General features: G+C 37.1%; 19 protein-coding genes. All 19 read right to left on the reverse strand.

What is annotated here, in order from left to right:
* Nucleotides 1-849: 849 nt before the first annotated feature.
* Nucleotides 850-1,107 carry an HPr family phosphocarrier protein gene (locus FG384_RS09880; RefSeq protein WP_142642438.1) on the reverse strand — a complete coding sequence of 86 codons (258 nt, stop codon included), beginning with the start codon at nt 1,105-1,107 and terminating at the stop codon, nt 850-852.
* 19 nt (nt 1,108-1,126) lie between these two features.
* Complete coding sequence (gene whiA / locus FG384_RS09885) at nt 1,127-2,068, reverse strand: DNA-binding protein WhiA (protein WP_142642439.1); 942 nt, start codon at nt 2,066-2,068, stop codon at nt 1,127-1,129.
* A gap of 52 nt (nt 2,069-2,120) precedes the next feature.
* Nucleotides 2,121-3,080 (reverse strand): gluconeogenesis factor YvcK family protein, encoded by a 960-nt coding sequence (locus FG384_RS09890; protein WP_142642440.1) that lies wholly within the window; start codon nt 3,078-3,080, stop codon nt 2,121-2,123.
* 4 nt (nt 3,081-3,084) lie between these two features.
* A complete protein-coding gene (rapZ, locus tag FG384_RS09895) occupies nt 3,085-3,966 on the reverse strand; it encodes an RNase adapter RapZ (protein ID WP_142642441.1) in 882 nt (293 codons plus the stop codon).
* Nucleotides 3,959-4,441 (reverse strand): 8-oxo-dGTP diphosphatase, encoded by a 483-nt coding sequence (locus tag FG384_RS09900; RefSeq protein ID WP_142642442.1) that lies wholly within the window; start codon nt 4,439-4,441, stop codon nt 3,959-3,961. The genes rapZ and FG384_RS09900 overlap by 8 nt, the downstream gene beginning before the upstream one ends.
* A gap of 351 nt (nt 4,442-4,792) precedes the next feature.
* Nucleotides 4,793-5,743: a thioredoxin-disulfide reductase gene (gene trxB, locus FG384_RS09905; RefSeq protein WP_142642443.1), complete on the reverse strand. Its 951-nt coding sequence runs from the start codon at nt 5,741-5,743 to the stop codon at nt 4,793-4,795.
* A gap of 70 nt (nt 5,744-5,813) precedes the next feature.
* Complete coding sequence (locus FG384_RS09910; protein ID WP_240793392.1) at nt 5,814-7,340, reverse strand: tetratricopeptide repeat protein; 1,527 nt, start codon at nt 7,338-7,340, stop codon at nt 5,814-5,816.
* 282 nt (nt 7,341-7,622) lie between these two features.
* Nucleotides 7,623-8,246, reverse strand: a complete 624-nt coding sequence (hisIE, locus tag FG384_RS09915) for a bifunctional phosphoribosyl-AMP cyclohydrolase/phosphoribosyl-ATP diphosphatase HisIE (protein WP_142642445.1) — start codon at nt 8,244-8,246, stop codon at nt 7,623-7,625.
* Nucleotides 8,243-8,998, reverse strand: coding sequence for an imidazole glycerol phosphate synthase subunit HisF (gene hisF / locus FG384_RS09920; protein WP_142642446.1), 756 nt, complete (start codon nt 8,996-8,998; stop codon nt 8,243-8,245). Before hisF ends, hisIE begins: the two co-directional genes overlap by 4 nt.
* On the reverse strand, nt 8,992-9,735 hold the full coding sequence (gene hisA, locus FG384_RS09925) for a 1-(5-phosphoribosyl)-5-[(5-phosphoribosylamino)methylideneamino]imidazole-4-carboxamide isomerase (protein WP_142642447.1): 744 nt from the start codon (nt 9,733-9,735) through the stop codon (nt 8,992-8,994). Before hisA ends, hisF begins: the two co-directional genes overlap by 7 nt.
* Before the next feature lie 84 nt (nt 9,736-9,819).
* Nucleotides 9,820-10,410 (reverse strand): imidazoleglycerol-phosphate dehydratase HisB, encoded by a 591-nt coding sequence (gene hisB / locus FG384_RS09930; RefSeq protein WP_142642485.1) that lies wholly within the window; start codon nt 10,408-10,410, stop codon nt 9,820-9,822.
* A gap of 2 nt (nt 10,411-10,412) precedes the next feature.
* Nucleotides 10,413-11,696: a histidinol dehydrogenase gene (hisD, locus tag FG384_RS09935; RefSeq protein WP_142642448.1), complete on the reverse strand. Its 1,284-nt coding sequence runs from the start codon at nt 11,694-11,696 to the stop codon at nt 10,413-10,415.
* 8 nt (nt 11,697-11,704) lie between these two features.
* Complete coding sequence (hisG, locus tag FG384_RS09940) at nt 11,705-12,334, reverse strand: ATP phosphoribosyltransferase (protein WP_142642449.1); 630 nt, start codon at nt 12,332-12,334, stop codon at nt 11,705-11,707.
* A complete protein-coding gene (locus FG384_RS09945) occupies nt 12,327-13,505 on the reverse strand; it encodes an ATP phosphoribosyltransferase regulatory subunit (protein WP_142642450.1) in 1,179 nt (392 codons plus the stop codon). The genes hisG and FG384_RS09945 overlap by 8 nt, the downstream gene beginning before the upstream one ends.
* A 1,357-nt stretch (nt 13,506-14,862) precedes the next feature.
* On the reverse strand, nt 14,863-15,375 hold the full coding sequence (locus tag FG384_RS09950; RefSeq protein WP_142642451.1) for an acyltransferase: 513 nt from the start codon (nt 15,373-15,375) through the stop codon (nt 14,863-14,865).
* Nucleotides 15,372-16,028: a pyrophosphatase PpaX gene (gene ppaX / locus FG384_RS09955; RefSeq protein WP_142642452.1), complete on the reverse strand. Its 657-nt coding sequence runs from the start codon at nt 16,026-16,028 to the stop codon at nt 15,372-15,374. The genes FG384_RS09950 and ppaX overlap by 4 nt, the downstream gene beginning before the upstream one ends.
* Nucleotides 16,025-16,963, reverse strand: a complete 939-nt coding sequence (locus FG384_RS09960; RefSeq protein WP_142642453.1) for a nucleoside recognition domain-containing protein — start codon at nt 16,961-16,963, stop codon at nt 16,025-16,027. The genes ppaX and FG384_RS09960 overlap by 4 nt, the downstream gene beginning before the upstream one ends.
* A gap of 17 nt (nt 16,964-16,980) precedes the next feature.
* Nucleotides 16,981-17,787: a prolipoprotein diacylglyceryl transferase gene (gene lgt, locus FG384_RS09965; protein WP_142642454.1), complete on the reverse strand. Its 807-nt coding sequence runs from the start codon at nt 17,785-17,787 to the stop codon at nt 16,981-16,983.
* A 24-nt stretch (nt 17,788-17,811) separates the two neighbouring features.
* Nucleotides 17,812-18,747, reverse strand: a complete 936-nt coding sequence (gene hprK / locus FG384_RS09970) for an HPr(Ser) kinase/phosphatase (protein ID WP_142642455.1) — start codon at nt 18,745-18,747, stop codon at nt 17,812-17,814.
* Between the last annotated feature and the right edge of the window lie 53 nt (nt 18,748-18,800).

The following is an 18,800-nucleotide window of genomic DNA, read 5'->3' on the forward strand; positions in this document are numbered from 1 at the left end:
TCCTGCGGGAAAAGCGAGACTGACGAGACCCTGCAGGAGCCAAGCGACGAAGCGGCTCGGCGCTCGCCCGCGGAAAGCGAGCGGTAAGCTTCGGAAAACCTATCTACCCTATATTAAAAAACTACAGACAACTCTTTTTTTAGTTTATCTATTTCAATTATTAAAATGAATAATTTAAATTAAAAGGTTATTGTTTTGGAGAAGCGTCCGCTCGACTCCTGCGGGAATAGCTAGTCGAATACCACGCTAGTGTCGGGAGGAGGCTGAGGCGATGCCCGCGGAATGCGGGCCGTTTCAACGACTTTCTTATTAATTGGGCTATTGGACAACCTCATATAGCATAGTCGAATTATAAGGACTTCTTCAATTCTAGAAAATCGTTGAAAATGGCGACACTCCTGCGGGAATAGCGTTAGTCGAAGACCCCTCAGCGTAGCGAGGAGACTGAGACTACGCCCGCGGAAAGGGAGCCGTTTCAACGATTTTCTTATTAATTGGACTATTGGACAACTTCATATAACATAGTCGAATTATAAGGAATTCTTCAATTCTAGAAAATCGTTGAAAATGGCGACACTCCTGCGGGAATAGCGTTAGTCGAAGACCCCGCAGCGTAGCGAGGAGGCTGAGGATACGCCCGCGGAAAGGGAGCCGTTTCAACGATTTTCTTATTAATCGGATTATTGGATAACCCGCGTAGCGACGAAGCGACTCGGCGCTCGCCCGCGGAAAGCGAGCAGTAAGCTTCGGAAAACCTAATCTACCCTAGCTAAAAATAAAAAGACTGTAGGTAACTCGTTATTTCGAGTATCACTACAGTCTGAAACCAGGCGATTATGCCCGGTTCTTTTATTCCTCATTTGAGATAAACTTTGCTAAAACTTCTACCGCTTCTTCTTCATCTGAACCTTCAGCACTTAAGTTAACAGTAATTCCTTTGCTTATTGCTAAGCTCATAATTCCCATAATACTTTTCGCATTTACTTTTTTTTCATCTTTCTCTAAGTAAACATCTGCAATATAACGATTTGCCTCTTGTACAAATAATGCCGCTTGTCTTGCTTGTAGTCCTGATGGTAATTTCACTTCGACTTGTTTTTCTGTCATTGTCTTACGCTCCATTTCACTAAATTGTTTCGCCTCTACGAAGTGCGTCTGCAATTTCATCTATTTTTCGTAATCGATGATTTATACCTGATTTACTGACATTCCCTGTTGAAACCATTTCACCTAATTCTTTCAATGTAACATCTTGGTATTCAACACGCAACCTTGCAATTTCTCTTAACTTTTCTGGCAATTGGTCTAGGCCAATTGCATTTTCGATGAAACGAATATTTTCAACTTGTCGAATAGCTGCACTAATTGTCTTATTTAAATTTGCTGTTTCGCAGTTAACTAAGCGGTTTACACTATTTCTCATATCGCGAATAATTCGTACATCTTCGAATTTTAATAATGCACTATGTGCTCCTGCTATGCTTAAGAAATCAGAAATTTTTTCTGCTTCTTTTAAATAGGCGACGTATCCTTTTTTTCGCTCAATTGTTTTAGCATTTAAATCATACCCATTCATTAACTCTACTAATGCATCGCTATGCGTTTTATATAATGAATAGATTTCTAAATGGTAAGAAGACGTTTCAGGATTATTCACGGATCCTCCTGCTAAAAAAGCACCTCTTAAATACGCACGTTTACAGCAATTCTTTTTTACCAATTCTTTCGAAATAGAATATTCGAACTGAAAATTCTCCTTTAGAATTTTCAAGTCTTCCAATAGATCTCTTGCTCCTTCACGAACACGACAAATATATACATTATTTTTTTTCAATCTCATTTTTTTACGAACGAGTAATTCTACTTGATAAGGGTATAAAGACTTTATCAGTGTATATAGTCTTCTTGCAATAGCTGCATTTTCTGTTTGTACATCCAAACTTAGCATTTTGTTGCTAAACGACAATGACCCATTCATTCGAATAAGTGCTGAAAGTTCTGCTTTCGCGCAACAAGGCTTCGACTCTTCTTGTGTCATTTCTTTTTTTGTTTCAGAAGCAAACGACATACCCGTTTCCCCCTTCCTTGCTAGAAATTACAGACATTTGTTTGTACTGTAATTAACCTGCATATTCTACTAGCCATTTTGCTACTTCGATTGCATCATGACGAACTGCTCCATCATGGACGACCGAAATGTCTTTTTTAACGATCTCTATATTTAACGTTTCTAATTTCTCAACATCTATTTTTACAGGAGATGCTTTTTCTTGTTTATATAAATACTGTACATTTTCAGGAATTTCTTCTTTACTAATTAAAACCGTATCTAAGAATTCTTCTCCAACATGATCTGATAGTGCTCGTACATGATCAGATGCAGTATAATTACTAGTCTCTCCTGCTTGGGTCATTAAATTACAAATATATACTTTTTTTGCTTTTGAACTAACTATCGCTTTTTTTATATCTTCTACTAATAAGTTAGGTAATATACTAGTATAAAGGCTTCCTGGACCGATTGCGATAATATCGGCTTGCCGAATGGTATTAATTGTTTCTGGTAATGGCTTCACATCTGAGGGAGTAATAAATACCTTTTCTATCTTCTTTCCATACGTTGGAATTTTGGACTCCCCACTAATAACAACTTTATCTTCAAATTGTGCATGAAGGGTAACTAATTGATTTGCTGCTGGAAGAACCTTACCATGTACTTTCAATACTCGGCTCATCTCTCTAATGGCATTGGCAAAATCACCTGTAATAGAAGTTAACGCCGTAAGCATTAAGTTCCCTAGCGAATGACCCTCCAACCCAGTAGAATTAGAAAAGCGATATTGGAACATTTCTTCAACTAATGGCTCTACTTCTGAAAGTGCAGCTAAAACATTTCGAACATCACCGGGTGGTGGAATATCATAATCATCCCGTAAGCGCCCAGAACTTCCTCCATCATCTGCTACAGTGACAATTGCTGTAATGTCGAGTGGGAATTTCTTTAAACCACGAAGTAAAGTAGATAATCCCGTACCACCACCAATAATAACTATTTTTTTCTGGTGTTTTGTACGATCCATTACTTCATTCCTTTCTAATAGTAACATCTCTATGAGTGATAACTGTTTTATCTTCTGTTTTTAATAGTTTACCAAAGTATTCTGCTAGCGTAACAGATCTATGCTGTCCACCTGTACAACCAAATGCAATAACTAGCTGTGTCTTACCTTCCCTTTTATACTGTGGAAGCATGAATGAGAACAAATCCGTTAATTTTTCGATTAAAGTTTTTGTATCTGCCCATTTTAATACATAACTAGATACTTCCTCATTGAGTCCTGATTTTAAACGCAGCTCCTCTATATAATAAGGATTCGGAAGAAATCGAACATCAAAGACTAAGTCTGCATCTATCGGAATACCGTGTTTGAACCCGAATGACATAACATTGACTGTAAACACATTACTTCCTTTTGGAGAAAACTTTTCTTGTATTTTCTCCCGTAACTGTCTAGGGCTCATTTTGGATGTATTATAGATGAATTGTGCTCTCCCTTTTAAATCGGACAGCAACTCTCTTTCTTTTTTTATTCCATCTAAAGGCAGACCTGAGTTTGCTAGAGGATGAGATCTTCTAGTTTCTTTATATCTTCTAACTAATACTTCATTTTCAGCATCTAAAAATAGCACTTTCGGAGCGACAGAGGTTGCTTCGTGAAGTTTGTTGACAGAATCAGCTAATGAATGAAACATTTCTCCTCCTCGCAAATCCATTACTGCCGCAATATTACGAGGTTGTTTATTCGAATTGATCATTAAGTTAATGAACGTCCCTAAAAGCTCAGGTGGTAGATTATCGATACAATAATATCCTAGGTCTTCAAAGCTTTGAATTGCTACGGTCTTACCTGCTCCAGACATACCAGTAATAATTACCACTTCGGTTTCAAGTTTTTGACTATCCATTGTTTAATTCTCCCTCCGATGACTGCTGAATTGTTTCTTTTATTAAACTAAAATCAGGCGTATATATAAATGTTCCGTATTGTACTCCTTGTTCCTGAACGGCAAACAATAAATTTGTTCGATCCCCTTCTGCCATAGGTAATGTATGTAATGCTTCAACAGAGTGCCATTCTAACATACCTTCTTTTGTCTCATGCAAAGGAGTTCCTTCAAAATCTCTAGCGATAAACGTGAAAAGCATCCACTCATCTATTCGTTCTCCATTTTCTTCAATGACCATCGTATAGATTCCTTTTATATGTGGATTGATTGGGATTGCATTGGTTTCTTCCGTAAACTCTCGAATAGCTGAGTTGATTACGGATTCTCCAGTTTCCATTTTACCTCCTGGAGCTACATACCAGTTTCGTCTTGGCTTTTTTAATAAAAGAACTTTACCATCTTTACATATGAGTAAATTTGCGATTCTTTGCACGAATAGCCACTCCAAATCTATCGATACTTCAGACTGTTGACAAAATGTATTTCTATTCTCCAACGAACTATGCACTAATGCGAAAATGAACGTTGGTGGGGTACTTAGACTGTCAAGCGCTTTCATGAAAGTCTAAGGAGTTACCTTCCAATTAGATTTTGCATACAATCTGTGTTATTACTTTTTATTATACATTATATTTCACAAAAAGAGGCTGCTTCATCGATAAAATCGAGAAACAGCCTGTTCAAATATTTCTAATATAAAAAGGGGGTCAATTTATAATTCTTACTATACACTTATTTTATTTCAGTACGATTACAAAAGGATTAAAATAAAATTAAAATAAAATTATGCGTTCGTAGAAATTTTATCTTTTAGATTTTCGATATAATGCTGTGCTGCTTGTGCTGCAATACTTCCGTCACCTGTTGCTGTAACAATTTGACGAAGCATCTTTTCACGAACATCCCCCGCAGCTAATATACCTGGAACAGTAGTTTCCATCTTTTCATTTGTCACGATATATCCGTTCTCGTTTAAAATTCCCAAGTTACTAAATGGTTTCGTTAAAGGAAGCATTCCAACATAAACGAAAACACCATCTGCTTCGAAATCTTTTTCAGATCCATCTACAGTAGAAACTAATGTCACACTGCCAACTTTACCATCTTTAGCATTGATCTCTTTTAATGTCGTATTCCAAATGAAGTCGATTTTCTCATTTGCAAATGCACGATCTTGTAAAATCTTTTGGGCACGTAGCTCATCGCGTCGGTGTACAATTGTTACTTTATCTGCAAATTTAGTTAAGAACGCTCCCTCTTCGACAGCAGAATCTCCGCCACCTACTACGACTAGGTTTTTACCTTTAAAGAATGCACCATCACATACTGCACAGTAGCTTACTCCACGTCCGCCAAGTTCACTTTCACCTGGAATACCCATTTTCTTATATTCAGCACCAGAAGAAATAATTACTGCTAATGCTTTATATTCTTTCCCACTAACTTTAACTGTTTTATATTGTTCTCCATCTATAATTTCTGCAACGTCGCCGTATGCATACTCAGCACCAAATTTCTTTGCATGCTCGAACATTTTTGTAGAAAGCTCAGGTCCTAAAATAGTTTCAAACCCAGGATAGTTTTCTACTTCTTCTGTATTTGCCATTTGACCACCAGGAATCCCACGCTCAATCATAAGCGTTGAAAGGTTGGCACGAGAAGTATAAACTGCTGCAGTCATTCCAGCTGGTCCAGCTCCAATAATTATTACATCATAAATTTTTTCTTCTGTCATTGCTAATTCCCCCTACATATCTACTAACACTCAATCTATAGGATTTTTATTGTTGCTTCAACTTTTTTGCTTACGCATCAAAAAGAGGCAAAAATTGAATTAGCTCATTTACATACTTTGTAAGTGTGCTAGTTGTTATCCCATACTGCTCAGCATACTGCTTTTTCGTCACATTTTTTGAGCGTGATGATTGAAACATATACTCTGTTGCAGCTGCTAGCGCTTTAGGATTTTTGAATCCATATCCTTTTTCTAACGCCCGCTCCACTAACATAAACCACATTTGAAACAAGTAAGTTGCTGGTTGACTAAGTGGTTTGTATTTTTCATATAGTAAATCCGTCGCTGCGATTGCACGTAAAAAAGCTTTTTCAGCAACAGAATTCTCACTAAATTCATGCCCTAATGACTGTGCTAAAAACAACTTTTCCATCGTCGTCAATTCCTCTACTACAATCCATTTTGGATGAGAAATTATTTCTTGACGATGTTTTGATTTTCCCAACAAATAAAAGCCAAATATTCTTTCACTCACATGCTTATTTTGAACTTTCTCCAATATAAAGTCTTTTTGATGCTCAGAACCATTCCCATGCATTTCTTTTATTTGGGGTAGCCATGGCTCAAATCCTGCTTTTTCTGGGTCGAGCTTCAACAAAGCCTTCCATGCATTGCGAGACACTTCCTCATGACCTGCGAAATAAGCGGAATGTGACAACCAAAAATAAAACCCAGGATCGCCTTCAAACCCTTTACGTTGCAGACTTCTTAACCATTTGTATGCTTCTTCATACTTTCCGATTAATGCAAACGTAGCACCTAGTTTATATCGATGCTCCATAAAATATGGATTAATTTTAGATAGAAAATCAGTCATTTCCTCTAACTCTTCCGTATTTTTTTCATAGTAATGAATAACAGCTAAATTACACAGCGCATGAATATTACCTCTATTTTCATGTAGCACTTGGTGAAGCAACGCTTTAGCTTGCTCTTCTTCTCCTATATAAAAATAAGCAAGTGCTAAATTATTATAAGCCGCCCAAAAGTCTGGGTTATCGGTAATAATCGATTCCAATAATTCGACTGCCTCTTGAAACTTTCCTTGCTCCATTAATCTTCGGGATTTTTCCTGTAGAAAAAGAGCTTCGCTTGAAGGACTGTCCATTTGTAGAGATTCTATATCTTCCTGTTCCGTAAAATCTACAATTTCCATTGCTTCTTCTGTATATTCTCCGTGAATATCCATCTCTAAATACTTTCTTGCAAATCTATTTGCTTCCATAAAATTTCCTAAATGGGCACTCACTTCTGCAAGTAAAAACACGATTTCGGCTTCGTTTGGATCAATCTCATGTGCGTCTCTTAAAAGCTCATGCGCAAAATCAAACTTATCTAATTCCATTTGTAGAATGGCATATTGCATGAGTATTAATGGATCATTTGGACTTAAGTCTACTGCTCTTTTCAAATATTTATGTGCTTTTTCATATTGCTCTTTTTGTAGCTCATCTAATGCTTTTTTATAGTAATATTCGCCGTTCGGCAAAAACGAAATAATATTTTCTTTTAAAACCTTTTTACTTTTATTATTCAAGATAATCCTCCGAAAAATAATAAGGAACGTTTCCAATACACCTCTGCGTGGCACAACATTTTTTAGAGGCAAAATAAATTCCCCTAAAAATCTGTGGCTCACCGGTGGCTTTAACTTCATTCGGCCTTATTGCGGAATAAAGTTATGAACGTCCCTTATCAGTATATTCCTCAGTATATCATAATCAATTATTATTTATGTGTTTAAAATTAAATACAAAATTACTGTAGAGGATGTCTTTTACAAATAGCTTTCAATGCTTGGCTATCGTAGAGACGTGGATTATTTTTGTTTTTTACTATCATGTCTCTTTTGTAATACTTGTAATAGGTCATAAAAGCTTACTTTCTGATTTTGCAGAAGAACAAGCAAGTGATAAAATAGATCTGCTGCTTCCCATTTCAATTCTTCTGCATCGTTATTTTTAGAGGCAATGATAACTTCAGCAGATTCCTCCCCAACTTTTTTACAAATTTTATCTACACCTTTTTCAAATAAGTAAGTTGTATACGCACCTTCTGGCATTGACTGCTCTCTTTCTTCGATTAGATTAATCAAAGAAGTAACAATATTGTAACCAACTGTATCATCAAACTTCTCAAGCATTGTATGGAAGCAAGTTCCCTCACCCGTATGACAGGCTGGTCCATTTGGTAATACTTCCACAATAAGCGCATCAGAATCACAATCTTTTCGGATTGATATTACTTTTTGTGTATGACCAGAAGTTTCCCCTTTATGCCAAAGTTCTTGTCTACTTCGACTGAAAAACCAAGTTTCCTTCGTTTCTACTGTTTTTTTATACGATTCCTTATTCATATAAGCAAGTGTCAGTACTTCTCTTGTAATAGCATGTTGAACAATAACTGGTATTAGCCCTTTTTCATCAAATTGTAGTTTCGTCATTTCACTTCAACTCCTCTTTCACGAACGTAATTTTTCACTTCGCGTATGCTAGTTTCTTTAAAATGAAAAATAGAAGCTGCGAGTGCTGCATCCGCGTTTGCTTCTGTAAAAGCAGCTAATATATGTTCTACATTTCCAGCTCCACCACTTGCAGTAACTGGTATTGACACGGTATTTTTCACATGTTTTGTAATAGCGATGTCATACCCATCTTTTTCACCATCTTGGTCCATACTAGTAAGTAATATTTCTCCAGCTCCAAGTTTTTCTACTTCTTTCGCCCATTCTACTGCTTTCCATTCTGTTTTCTTTTGTCCACCATGCGTGTAAACTAACCAATCCTGATCTACTTCCGACCACTTCACATCTATTGCAACAATGATTTTATTCGAGCCAAATGTTTTAGCTCCTTCTGTAATAACTGCTGGGTTGCTTATAGCCGCACTGTTAATGGACACTTTACTTGCACCTGCTTCTAAAAGCTGTTTCATATTTTCCACTGTACGAATTCCGCCTCCAACAACTAAAGGGATAGAAATGTGTGCAGCAGTTTTTTTCACTACATCCACCATTGTTTCTCTACCTTCAACAGAAGCAGAAATGTCTAAAAATACTAGTTCATCAGCACCCTCTTCACTATAAAAAGCGGCTAATTCTACAGGATCTCCAGCATCTCTAAGTTCAACAAACTGAATTCCCTTTACAACTCGTCCATCTTTCACATCTAGACAAGCAATTATTTTCTTTACCATTTCGTGACCTCCTGCAATGCTTCCAGTAATGTAAATCTGTTATTATATATTGCTTTTCCTATAATGACACCACTGATGGACGTATCTTTCGCTAACTTTGTAACTTGTTCAATATCTTCTAAAGAGCTAATACCCCCAGAAACAATAATAGATAGACCAGTTGCTTCAGCTAACTCCCTATTTGCATTTAAGTTTGGGCCTTGGAGTGTTCCATCTGTTGCAATATCTGTAAAAATAACAAACTTAGCTCCTTTTTCTGCAAAAAACTGTCCTACTTCAATAGCTGACTGTTTCGATGTTTCTAGCCAGCCATGTGTTGCGACCATTCCATCTTTTGCATCTAATCCGATTACAATTTTATCTCCACCGTATTCTTCCAATAATTCAGTTACTAATGTTGGATTTGCTATTGCTAGACTTCCGATAATTACCCGGTCTATGCCATTCTCTATATAAAAACGGACATCTTCTTTTGTTCGAATACCTCCACCAATTTGCACATTAACTGGTAGTTCTTTTGCAATTCGAATAACTTCATTTGCATGAACCTTCTCACCGTCTTTTGCGCCATCTAAATCTACAAGATGAATCCATGTTGCTCCTTGATCAGCAAATTGTTTAGCCATTTCAAATGGTGAATCACCATATACAGTTTCTTGTTCATAGTCCCCTTGATATAGTCGAACGCATTTTCCGCCTTTCATATCAATTGCGGGATATATTTGAATCGGTGTCATGTTAGTTCTCTCTCCCTTTATGGACAAATCAGTAATTCCTTTTTTCTACTTAGTTACTGGCCAAGTTTTAGGCGCTGCGCTTTTTTATGTAAGTAGACCTTTAGTGGAAGGAACTCCTTTCACACGCTCGTCTTTTGTAATTGCTTCATCAATTGCACGAGCTAATGCTTTAAATATTGCTTCGATCATATGATGTGTATTCATTCCATAGTGAATGATTACATGCACATTCATTCGAGCTTCTAGGGCAAACTTCCATAAGAATTCATTCACGAGCTCCGTATCGAACTGGCCTACTTTTTCTTTTGGAAATGCTGCTCTAAATTCTAAATGTGGACGATTTGAAATATCAATGACTACTTGAGCAAGGGCGTCGTCCATTGGGACAAATGCGTTTCCGTATCGCTTAATGCTTTTTTTGTCTCCTAGTGCTTCTTTTACAGCCTGACCTAAAACAATTCCAATGTCTTCTGTTGTATGGTGATCATCAATATGCGTATCACCATTTGCTTTTATCGTTGCATTAAACAAACCATGCTTTGTAAATAAATCAAGCATATGGTCCATAAAAGGAACGCCAGTATCTATTATTGCTTTTCCTTCTCCATCCAGATCTATTTCTACCAATACTTTTGTTTCATTTGTCATTCTTTCAATTTTAGCCGTTCTTTTCATACTCAATTTGAATCCCCCTTATCCCAACTTCTTGATTCGACCGAACGAGCATGTCCTTCCAATTGCTCCAACCTTGCTAGTCGTGCTATTTTAGGATATTGCTCTTTCCACATTTCTTCGGAGTAATATACAATGCTCGTTTTCTTTAAGAAATCATCTACACATAACCCACTTGAGAATCGTGCTGTGCTATTAGTTGGAAGCACATGATTTGTACCAGCAAAATAATCACCAACTGGTTCGCTACTAAATCTTCCGATAAAAATAGCTCCAGCATGTTTAATTTGTTGACTAACTGCCTCTGCATTTTCCGTCATAATTTCTAAATGCTCGGGTGCAAGATCATCAATAGCTCCAATTGCTTGATCTAATGATTCCGCAATATAAATATGACCAAAGTTTTCAATAGACGCTCTTGCAATTGCTTCTCTTGGGAGCTTTTTTAATTGTTTCTCAACTTCTTCAGATACTTCATTTGCCAGCTCTTCACTCGTAGTAACTAATACAGAACTTGCGAATCGGTCATGCTCTGCCTGTGCAAGTAAATCTGATGCTAATTCATCTGCATAAGCTGTTTGATCTGCAATCACCGCAATTTCACTTGGACCTGCTATCATATCGATGGCTACTTTCCCAAACACTTCTCTTTTAGCAAGTGCTACATAACTATTGCCTGGCCCTGTAATCTTATCAACAGCTACTATGGATTCCGTTCCATAAGCAAGTGCTGCAATAGCTTGTGCCCCTCCTACTTTGTATATCTCGGTTATTCCAGCTATACGTGCTGCTACAAGTACAGATGCAGGGAGCTTTCCTTCTTTCGATGGAGGTGAAACAATTACTACTCGTTTAACACCGGCAACAACTGCTGGAATAGCATTCATTAATACGGAAGAAGGATAAGCTGCGGTTCCACCTGGTACGTATAATCCTACTGCTTCAAGCGGTGAAATTTTGTATTTTATATAAGAGTTATGTTCCAGTGGAAAATCTATTTGTTGACGTGCTTGCTGTAAATGAAAAGCACGAATATTAGCTGCTGCTTCCTCTAAATCTTGAACTAATTGTGGATTAAAACTAGAAAATGCCTCTTCTATCTCATCCTTAGTCACTTTTAGACTAGTAAGCTTTGCTCCATCCCATTTTTCTGTATAGTCATAAAGAGCTTCGTCTCCATTTTTACGGACATTTTCTATCACTTCACGAACGGTGATGATGTGATCCATATTCCCTTGTTCCACTGAACGCTCCAAAGAAACTGTATTCGAAAGCTTTGCTATTTTCATGGGATTCCCTACCTTTTATTTAATTCATTTTTTAATTGTGCAACAAACTCTCGAATTCGTTCACGTTTCACTCGGTAACTTACAGGATTGACTATTAATCGAGAAGATATGTCTACTATTTTTTCGTATTCCACTAAACCGTTTTCTTTTAGCGTTCGACCACTAGAGACAATATCAACAATTCTATCCGCTAGCCCTATCATTGGAGCTAATTCAATTGAACCATTGAGCTCAATTATTTCCACTTGTTCTCCTTTTTCTTTATAAAAGTTCGTGGCGATTGTCGGATATTTTGTTGCAACTCTTGGTGCAATTTCATTCATCTTTGTATTAGGAAGCCCTGCTGTAGCGATATAGCAATTACTAATTCGTAAATCAAGCAATTCATGTACATCTCTCAGTTGCTCTAACAATACATCTTTTCCTGCAATACCAATATCCGCAACACCGTGTTCCACGAAAACAGGTACGTCCATTGGCTTTGCTAGAATAAATTGAATTCGTTCCTCAGGTGCTTCTACGATTAACTTCCTCGAATCATTTATTTCCTTTGGTAAATCGAACCCTGCTTCTTCAAATAATTTATAAGCTTCTTCGAAAATGCGCCCTTTTGGCATTGCAATAGTTAATTCATTCACGTAAAGAACCACCTTCTGATACTATTAATACTTCATCAAAACTTCTTTGATAGGCATCTAAATCATTTACACTTTCTATATATTGAAGTGTTACTCGTTCTTTATTATTTCTTTTCTCAACTGCAAGTTCATTTGCTTTTGTATAAAAGCCTTCATGAAATAAAAGAAGTGTATTTTTTTCCACACTTACTGTCTTAGGCAAAACTTCTAAGAGTCTGTCTACTCTTATTCCGAAACCTGTAGCCCCAACCGTTTCATTGAACTGGTTGAATAATTCATCATATCTTCCTCCATTGCCTATAGGGGAGCCACTACCTTCAGCATGAATTTCAAAAATCATACCTGTGTAATAACTCATATGACTAGCTAATGTAAAGTCAAAAGAAACAATAGAAGGATCATTTAATTGAATTTCTAATAACCGTTGAAGCTGATCAACTTGTTCCAACAAATACTCTTGGTCAACTGTTAGAAATTGTTTAAAATTCTCTAGAGACTTGGAATCTATTGAATAATCAATCCATTTTATAAGATTTTCTATTTGGTTCTCTGATAGTTTTATTTCTTCCAGCTTTTGTTCAAATCCTACGAAATTTTTCTCTACTAAAAGTTGTCGTAATGAATCTACTTGTTCTTTTGTATTCGTATTATTCGTTAGAATGGCTGTTAACACTCCTGCGTGTCCAATCGTAATACGAAAACTTTTCACACCCAATACTTTCACTAGCTCTACTGCAGTATGAATAATTTCGCTATCACCATATGCACTAAAATCCCCAATCAACTCGAGTCCTAATTGTTCAAATTCAGCAGGTCTTCCACCTTCTCGGCGCTGCGAACGAAAGACATTTGCATAATATGCTAAACGTAATGGATTTTTTTCCTTTAAAAGCTTGGAAGCTGCAATTCTTGCAATAGGCGTTGTCATATCTGGACGTAAAACGAGCATTTCACCTTGATTATCAACTAGTTTAAATAGGGAAGACTCATCGATAGCAGATGCTTTTCCAATCGTTTCAAAGTATTCAACCGATGGAGTTTTAATAAAGTCATATCCTTTGCTTCGTATAAAATTTCTAGCAGTCGAACGTATATATTCTTTCTGCTCATTTACTTCTGGAAATGAATCTCTCATTCCTAAAGGTTTCTCAAACATTTGAATTTTGCTCACTCTATCACTCCTAATATCACTTTAATGCACTAGAGTACTAATACGTTAAATTAAATAGATTCTATCTCATTCTCCTCATTTAGTCAACATTCACCTAACTCCGTTTTTTCAAACAATAAAGCGGAAATACACTACTGTAATGTTCAGAAACACGATGTTACAGGTTTAGATAATGAGAGAAATGACCGTTTCCTATGCATAAGAGGAATCCGAATATACAATTTCGATTGCTCAGCCTGTAGACAAACTTAAAGAAATTAGAGTATTTTTACAGGCTTTTTTGTTTTAAAATAAGATTCGAACATGATTGGCAAGGCGATTTTCGCTACAGGCTATGCTTTCCGCGGGCTTGGCTTGAGCCTCCTCGTTGCAAGCTGAGGACACTGAAAAAGTCCCTATAATTCGATTTTGCCAAATGAGGTAGTTTAATATTTCAGTAAATAAGAAAATCGTTGAAACGGCTCCCTTTCCGCGGGCGTTGCCTCAGTCTCCTCGCTTTGCTGCGGGGTCTTCGACTAACGCTATTCCCGCAGGAGTGTCGCCTTTTTCAACGATTTTCTAGAAGTGAAAAAAGTCCCTATAATCAAGTGGTACAATAACCCAATAGATAAGAAAATCGTTGAATGGCTCCCTTTCCGCGGGCGTTGCCTCAGCCTCCTCGCTTCGCTGCGGGTTCTTCGACTAACGCTATTCCCGCAGGAGTGTCGCCTTCTACAACAATTTTCTAGAAATGAAGAAGTCCGTATAATTCTACTTTGTTATATGAGGTTGCCTAATATTCCAGTAAATAAGAAAATCGTTGAATTGGCTCCCTTTCCGCGGACGTTGCCTTAGCCTCCTCGCTTCGAGGGCACTGAAAATCTCGAATTAGTATTTTTGTAGGAACTATTTGCTGTATTTATTTAAGAGAATTTAGCGCGACGCATGAGACTCCTGCGGGAAAGCGAGACAGACGAGACCCCGCACGAAGCAACAGAGATGAAGGAAGGCTAAGGGCGCCTCTTCCTGAGGCAACGCCTTCATGACCAACATCGTGTTGGCCCGAGGAGGCTCGTCGCTCGCCCGCGGAAAGCGAATGCCAAAGCGCAAAATTCTCTTAGGACTATTTGATAGATTATTATTCTAATAACACTTTTTCAGTGCCCTTCTCGCTTTGCTGCGGGGTCTCAAGACTCAAGCTACTCCCGCTGGAGACAAACTTTCCGCTCCAATCCATCCAATAAATGTAACTAGGACTATTCAAATAGAGTTGATCGATATAATGACAAGGAATCAAATCCCATGTATAGAGTTGGATAATTTCGTAAAGCACAAAAAAGCTATTCTTCTTAGCTTGTTGACTAAGAAGAATAGCTTTTCATTTACCATTATTTCTTTCTTGCATTTGTTCTTTCGTATAAATGATGCGCATCGGATTTCCTCCGACAAAGCAACCTTCTGGAACATCACGGTTTACGAGAGTAGCTGCTGAGATGATTGCATCGTTCCCTATCGTTACTCCTGGTAGAATCGTCGTATTGGCGCCAATTAACACACGATCACCAATTACTACATCTCCTATTCGATACTCATCTATTAAATATTCATGTGCTAGTATGGTTGTATTATAGCCAATAATCGAGTTGTTACCGACTTTAATACGCTCGGGAAACATCACATCTACCATCACCATTAATGCAAATGATGTCTCTTTTCCTACTTTCATTTTCAAAAATGAACGATAAAAAAAGTTTTTCCAACTCAAAAATGGAGAGTATCTTGCTGCTTGTATGAAGATGAAATTTTTAACTACTTTCCAAAAAGGAACTGTATCATATACATGCCACAACGAATTGGCACCACTTACAGGATATCTTTCGGTTTTTCTCATATTAACTGACCTTTGGCAATTGGAAGTAGCTCACTTATATGATGAATCATATATGTTGGAAGAAAAGTAGCCAAAAATGCTTCTCCTTTTATCGACCAAGCAACAGCTGCTGTATCTACTCCTGCTTTTTGACCACCAATAATATCGTGAAAGTTGTCACCAATCATTAGAGCATTTTCTTTTTCGATCCCTAGTCTTTCTAATGCAAGATTAATTGGCTCTGGATCAGGTTTCGGATTTTTAACGTCATCCACTCCAACAATTGTGTCAAATAGATTCTCACATTTCATCAGCTTAAGACCTCTATCAATCATAACTCTTCTTTTTGTAGAAACGATTGCTAGTTTGTAACCTTGCTCTTTTAATTCGTGTAAAGTGTCCACTACTCCATCAAAAGGAACAGCCATTTTGTCATGCATTTGAATATTCCATGATCGATAAGCTTCCATTAACGATGTAGCTAATGCAGGGTCGATTGCATTGCAAGTTTCTTGTAAGGAAGGTCCTAAAAATGGTAATACACTTTCTCTATCATATTTCCCAGGGAATTTCTCACCTAAAATATGTAAAAAAGTTTCGATAATCAAATCATTCGTATTTAATAAAGTTCCATCAAAATCGAACAATAGTGCTGTATAGGGATCTTTCCTCATGATGTTGCCACTTCCCTTTGTTTTGTTTGCTCTGACTTTCGCCAAACGTAGGCGACAATTATCGTTAATATAAATGCAGTCGCTAATCTAATTAAAAATAATGGCAATATCGGAATTCCTAGTGGAACAAAAATTAAAGTATCTTCTACTACTGCATGGCAAGCAACTAAGAAAATAAATGCCAGCGTCGCATCCTTTTTGCTTACCCCATCCTCTTGAACTGCTTGAATCATTACTCCCGCACCATAAGCAAGCCCAATAACAAGTCCTGCAACTAAGGTAAGAGAAGCATTTGGCTTGATTCCAATAATTTTTGTAAATGGCGCAAGTTTTTCCGAGAATTTTTGCAAATAATTACGATCCTTTAAAAATTGAATAATAATCATTAGAGGAATAACAATAAGTGCAAGCTGTAATACGCCAAATGTTGCTTTTTGCAATCCAAGTAAGATTATTTCTCCCCAGCCATGTGGAACTTGTTGAGTGGCAGATACAATCCCGTATTTTGCAACCTCACCGCCACCTTGCCAAACTAAGTTAATAATAACAGCTGATAGGATCGCTAATCCGAATCGGACGAGGAGCACTATCCAAAGTTTGACACCAACTCGAAGTGCCACACCTGTTTCGATAAAAATATTATGAGAAAAGGATAACATCGTAGCTAAAATAAATACTTCTTTCACTGTAAGCTCTAATGAAAGAATACCTGCGATACCTGCATAAAGATTAAGTCCATTTCCTAAAACTAATGGTATTGCGGCTTCACCACGTAATCCTAGTAACCCCATAAAAGGTGATATTAAATCTATCACCCATGGTAGTACTGGAGTATATTGTAAAATAACAATCAATAAGGTAATCGGAAAAATAATTTTACTTAATGTCCATGTCGTTTTTAACCCGGCCATTAGTCCCCTTTTTAACGTTTCCACTATTCCCCCTCCATTCCTTACTTATCTAAATAACGTACAGCAGGTTTGATCGTTACTCTTCTATAAACAAATAGGACGATTGCAATAGCGATTGTCACTAATGATATTAATTGTGCTTGTCGCAAATCACCATTATAAAGGCTATCTGTACGCATTCCTTCGATAAAGAATCGACCTACAGAATACCATGTTAAGTAAAATAAGAACATTTCTCCTCTTAGTAAATTAACTTTTCGAAGAAGTATTAATATTATTACTCCGATAAAGTTCCATAAAGATTCATATAGAAATGTCGGATGATAGTATTTACCTTCAATATACATTTGTTCAATAATCCAATTTGGAAGCATTAAATTTTCTAAGAAAGTTCTTGTTACTTCTCCACCATGAGCTTCTTGGTTGATGAAGTTCCCCCAACGTCCTACTGTCTGGCCGATTAATAAACTAGGTGCGACAATATCCGTCACCTTCCAGAAGGAAGTACCTTTGTTTTTCGTATAAAAATACGCTGTTAAGAAAGATGCAATTAATGCACCATGAATCGCAATACCACCATTCCAAATTTGGATAATCATCTCTGGGTTTTGACTATAAAAATCCCATTTAAAGATAACATAATATATTCGTGCGCCAATAATAGCTAAAGGCACTGCCCAAATAAGTAAATCGGTTAAATACTCTTGATGGAATCCACGTTTCACCATTTCCCTTTGTGCCACTATATAAGCGAGTACAATCCCCAACGCGATAATTACTCCATACCATCGAACCTCTATAGGTCCTAGTGAGAAAGCTACTGGATCAATTACTTGTAATAAATTCATACGTTACTCCCTTCAGCCAATTATTTAATATTCAGATTCTCCATTTTGGCTTATTACATCATCTAAACGTTTTGCAAAGTCCTCAGCAGCATTAACACCCATTCGCTTTAAACGATGGTTCATCGCTGCTACTTCAATAATAACTGCTAAATTTCGTCCTGGTCGTACTGGAACAGTTAGTTTTGTAATGGCTGTATTGATTATTTCCATTTTTTCTTCTTCCAGTCCGAGTCGATCATACGTTTTTTCCGCATCCCATATCTCTAGCTCAATAACTAGTGTAATACGTTTATAGCTTCGAATGGCACTTGCTCCAAATAAAGTCATTATATCAATAATACCTAATCCACGAATTTCAAGTAAATGCTCTATTAACTTAGGAGCATTACCAACTAATGTATCTTCACCTTCTTGCCGAATCTCTACACAATCGTCTGCAACTAATCGGTGACCTCTTTTCACTAGTTCTAGTGCTGTTTCACTTTTCCCAACACCACTTTTCCCTGTGATTAATATGCCAACCCCATATATATCAACTAACACACCATGAACGGCAGTGGTAGGTGCAAGTTTACTTTCTAGAAAGTTTGTTAGTAAACTAGAAAATCTAGTTGTCGGCATTTTCGTCGTTAATACTGGAACCGACTTTTCGTTTGAAGCATCGATTAATTCCTGTGGTACTTCCATATCATGCGAAATAATGATTGCTGGTGTATCTGCTTCGCATAACTTCAACGCTCTTTCTATTTTTTCTGATGTTTCTAATAGCTGAAAAAATGAAATCTCTGTTTTCCCTAAAAGTTGTATTCGATTGGATGGATAATGCGTGAAATAACCTGCTATTTCAATTCCTGGGCGAGAAATATCACTAATTGCAATATGCCGTCCAATTCCTTCTTCCCCACTTACTAATGTAAGATTGAACTTTTCTTTTACGTCCTTAGTCGTCACATGAGGCATATTCTAATACTCCTTTCACGCTTCTGTATTCACATAGTTCTTATTTTAGCATG

The sequence above is a fragment of the Psychrobacillus vulpis genome, from assembly GCF_006861825.1.
In the GTDB taxonomy this organism is placed as follows: Bacteria; Bacillota; Bacilli; order Bacillales_A; family Planococcaceae; genus Psychrobacillus; species Psychrobacillus vulpis.

Excerpts from the sequence above, each read along its gene's own strand:
- hisA (WP_142642447.1), bottom strand. The coding sequence starts at position 9,735 with ATGACACCGATTCAAATATATCCCGCAATTGATATGAAAGGCGGAAAA.
- ppaX (WP_142642452.1), bottom strand. The coding sequence starts at position 16,028 with ATGAGGAAAGATCCCTATACAGCACTATTGTTCGATTTTGATGGAACT.
- hisB (WP_142642485.1), bottom strand. The coding sequence starts at position 10,410 with ATGAAAAGAACGGCTAAAATTGAAAGAATGACAAATGAAACAAAAGTA.
- lgt (WP_142642454.1), bottom strand. The coding sequence starts at position 17,787 with ATGAATTTATTACAAGTAATTGATCCAGTAGCTTTCTCACTAGGACCT.
- whiA (WP_142642439.1), bottom strand. The coding sequence starts at position 2,068 with ATGTCGTTTGCTTCTGAAACAAAAAAAGAAATGACACAAGAAGAGTCG.
- FG384_RS09880 (WP_142642438.1), bottom strand. The coding sequence starts at position 1,107 with ATGACAGAAAAACAAGTCGAAGTGAAATTACCATCAGGACTACAAGCA.
- hisIE (WP_142642445.1), bottom strand. The coding sequence starts at position 8,246 with ATGACGAAACTACAATTTGATGAAAAAGGGCTAATACCAGTTATTGTT.
- trxB (WP_142642443.1), bottom strand. The coding sequence starts at position 5,743 with ATGACAGAAGAAAAAATTTATGATGTAATAATTATTGGAGCTGGACCA.
- FG384_RS09890 (WP_142642440.1), bottom strand. The coding sequence starts at position 3,080 with ATGGATCGTACAAAACACCAGAAAAAAATAGTTATTATTGGTGGTGGT.
- hprK (WP_142642455.1), bottom strand. The coding sequence starts at position 18,747 with ATGCCTCATGTGACGACTAAGGACGTAAAAGAAAAGTTCAATCTTACA.
- hisF (WP_142642446.1), bottom strand. The coding sequence starts at position 8,998 with ATGGTAAAGAAAATAATTGCTTGTCTAGATGTGAAAGATGGACGAGTT.
- rapZ (WP_142642441.1), bottom strand. The coding sequence starts at position 3,966 with ATGGATAGTCAAAAACTTGAAACCGAAGTGGTAATTATTACTGGTATG.
- hisD (WP_142642448.1), bottom strand. The coding sequence starts at position 11,696 with ATGAAAATAGCAAAGCTTTCGAATACAGTTTCTTTGGAGCGTTCAGTG.
- FG384_RS09950 (WP_142642451.1), bottom strand. The coding sequence starts at position 15,375 with ATGAGAAAAACCGAAAGATATCCTGTAAGTGGTGCCAATTCGTTGTGG.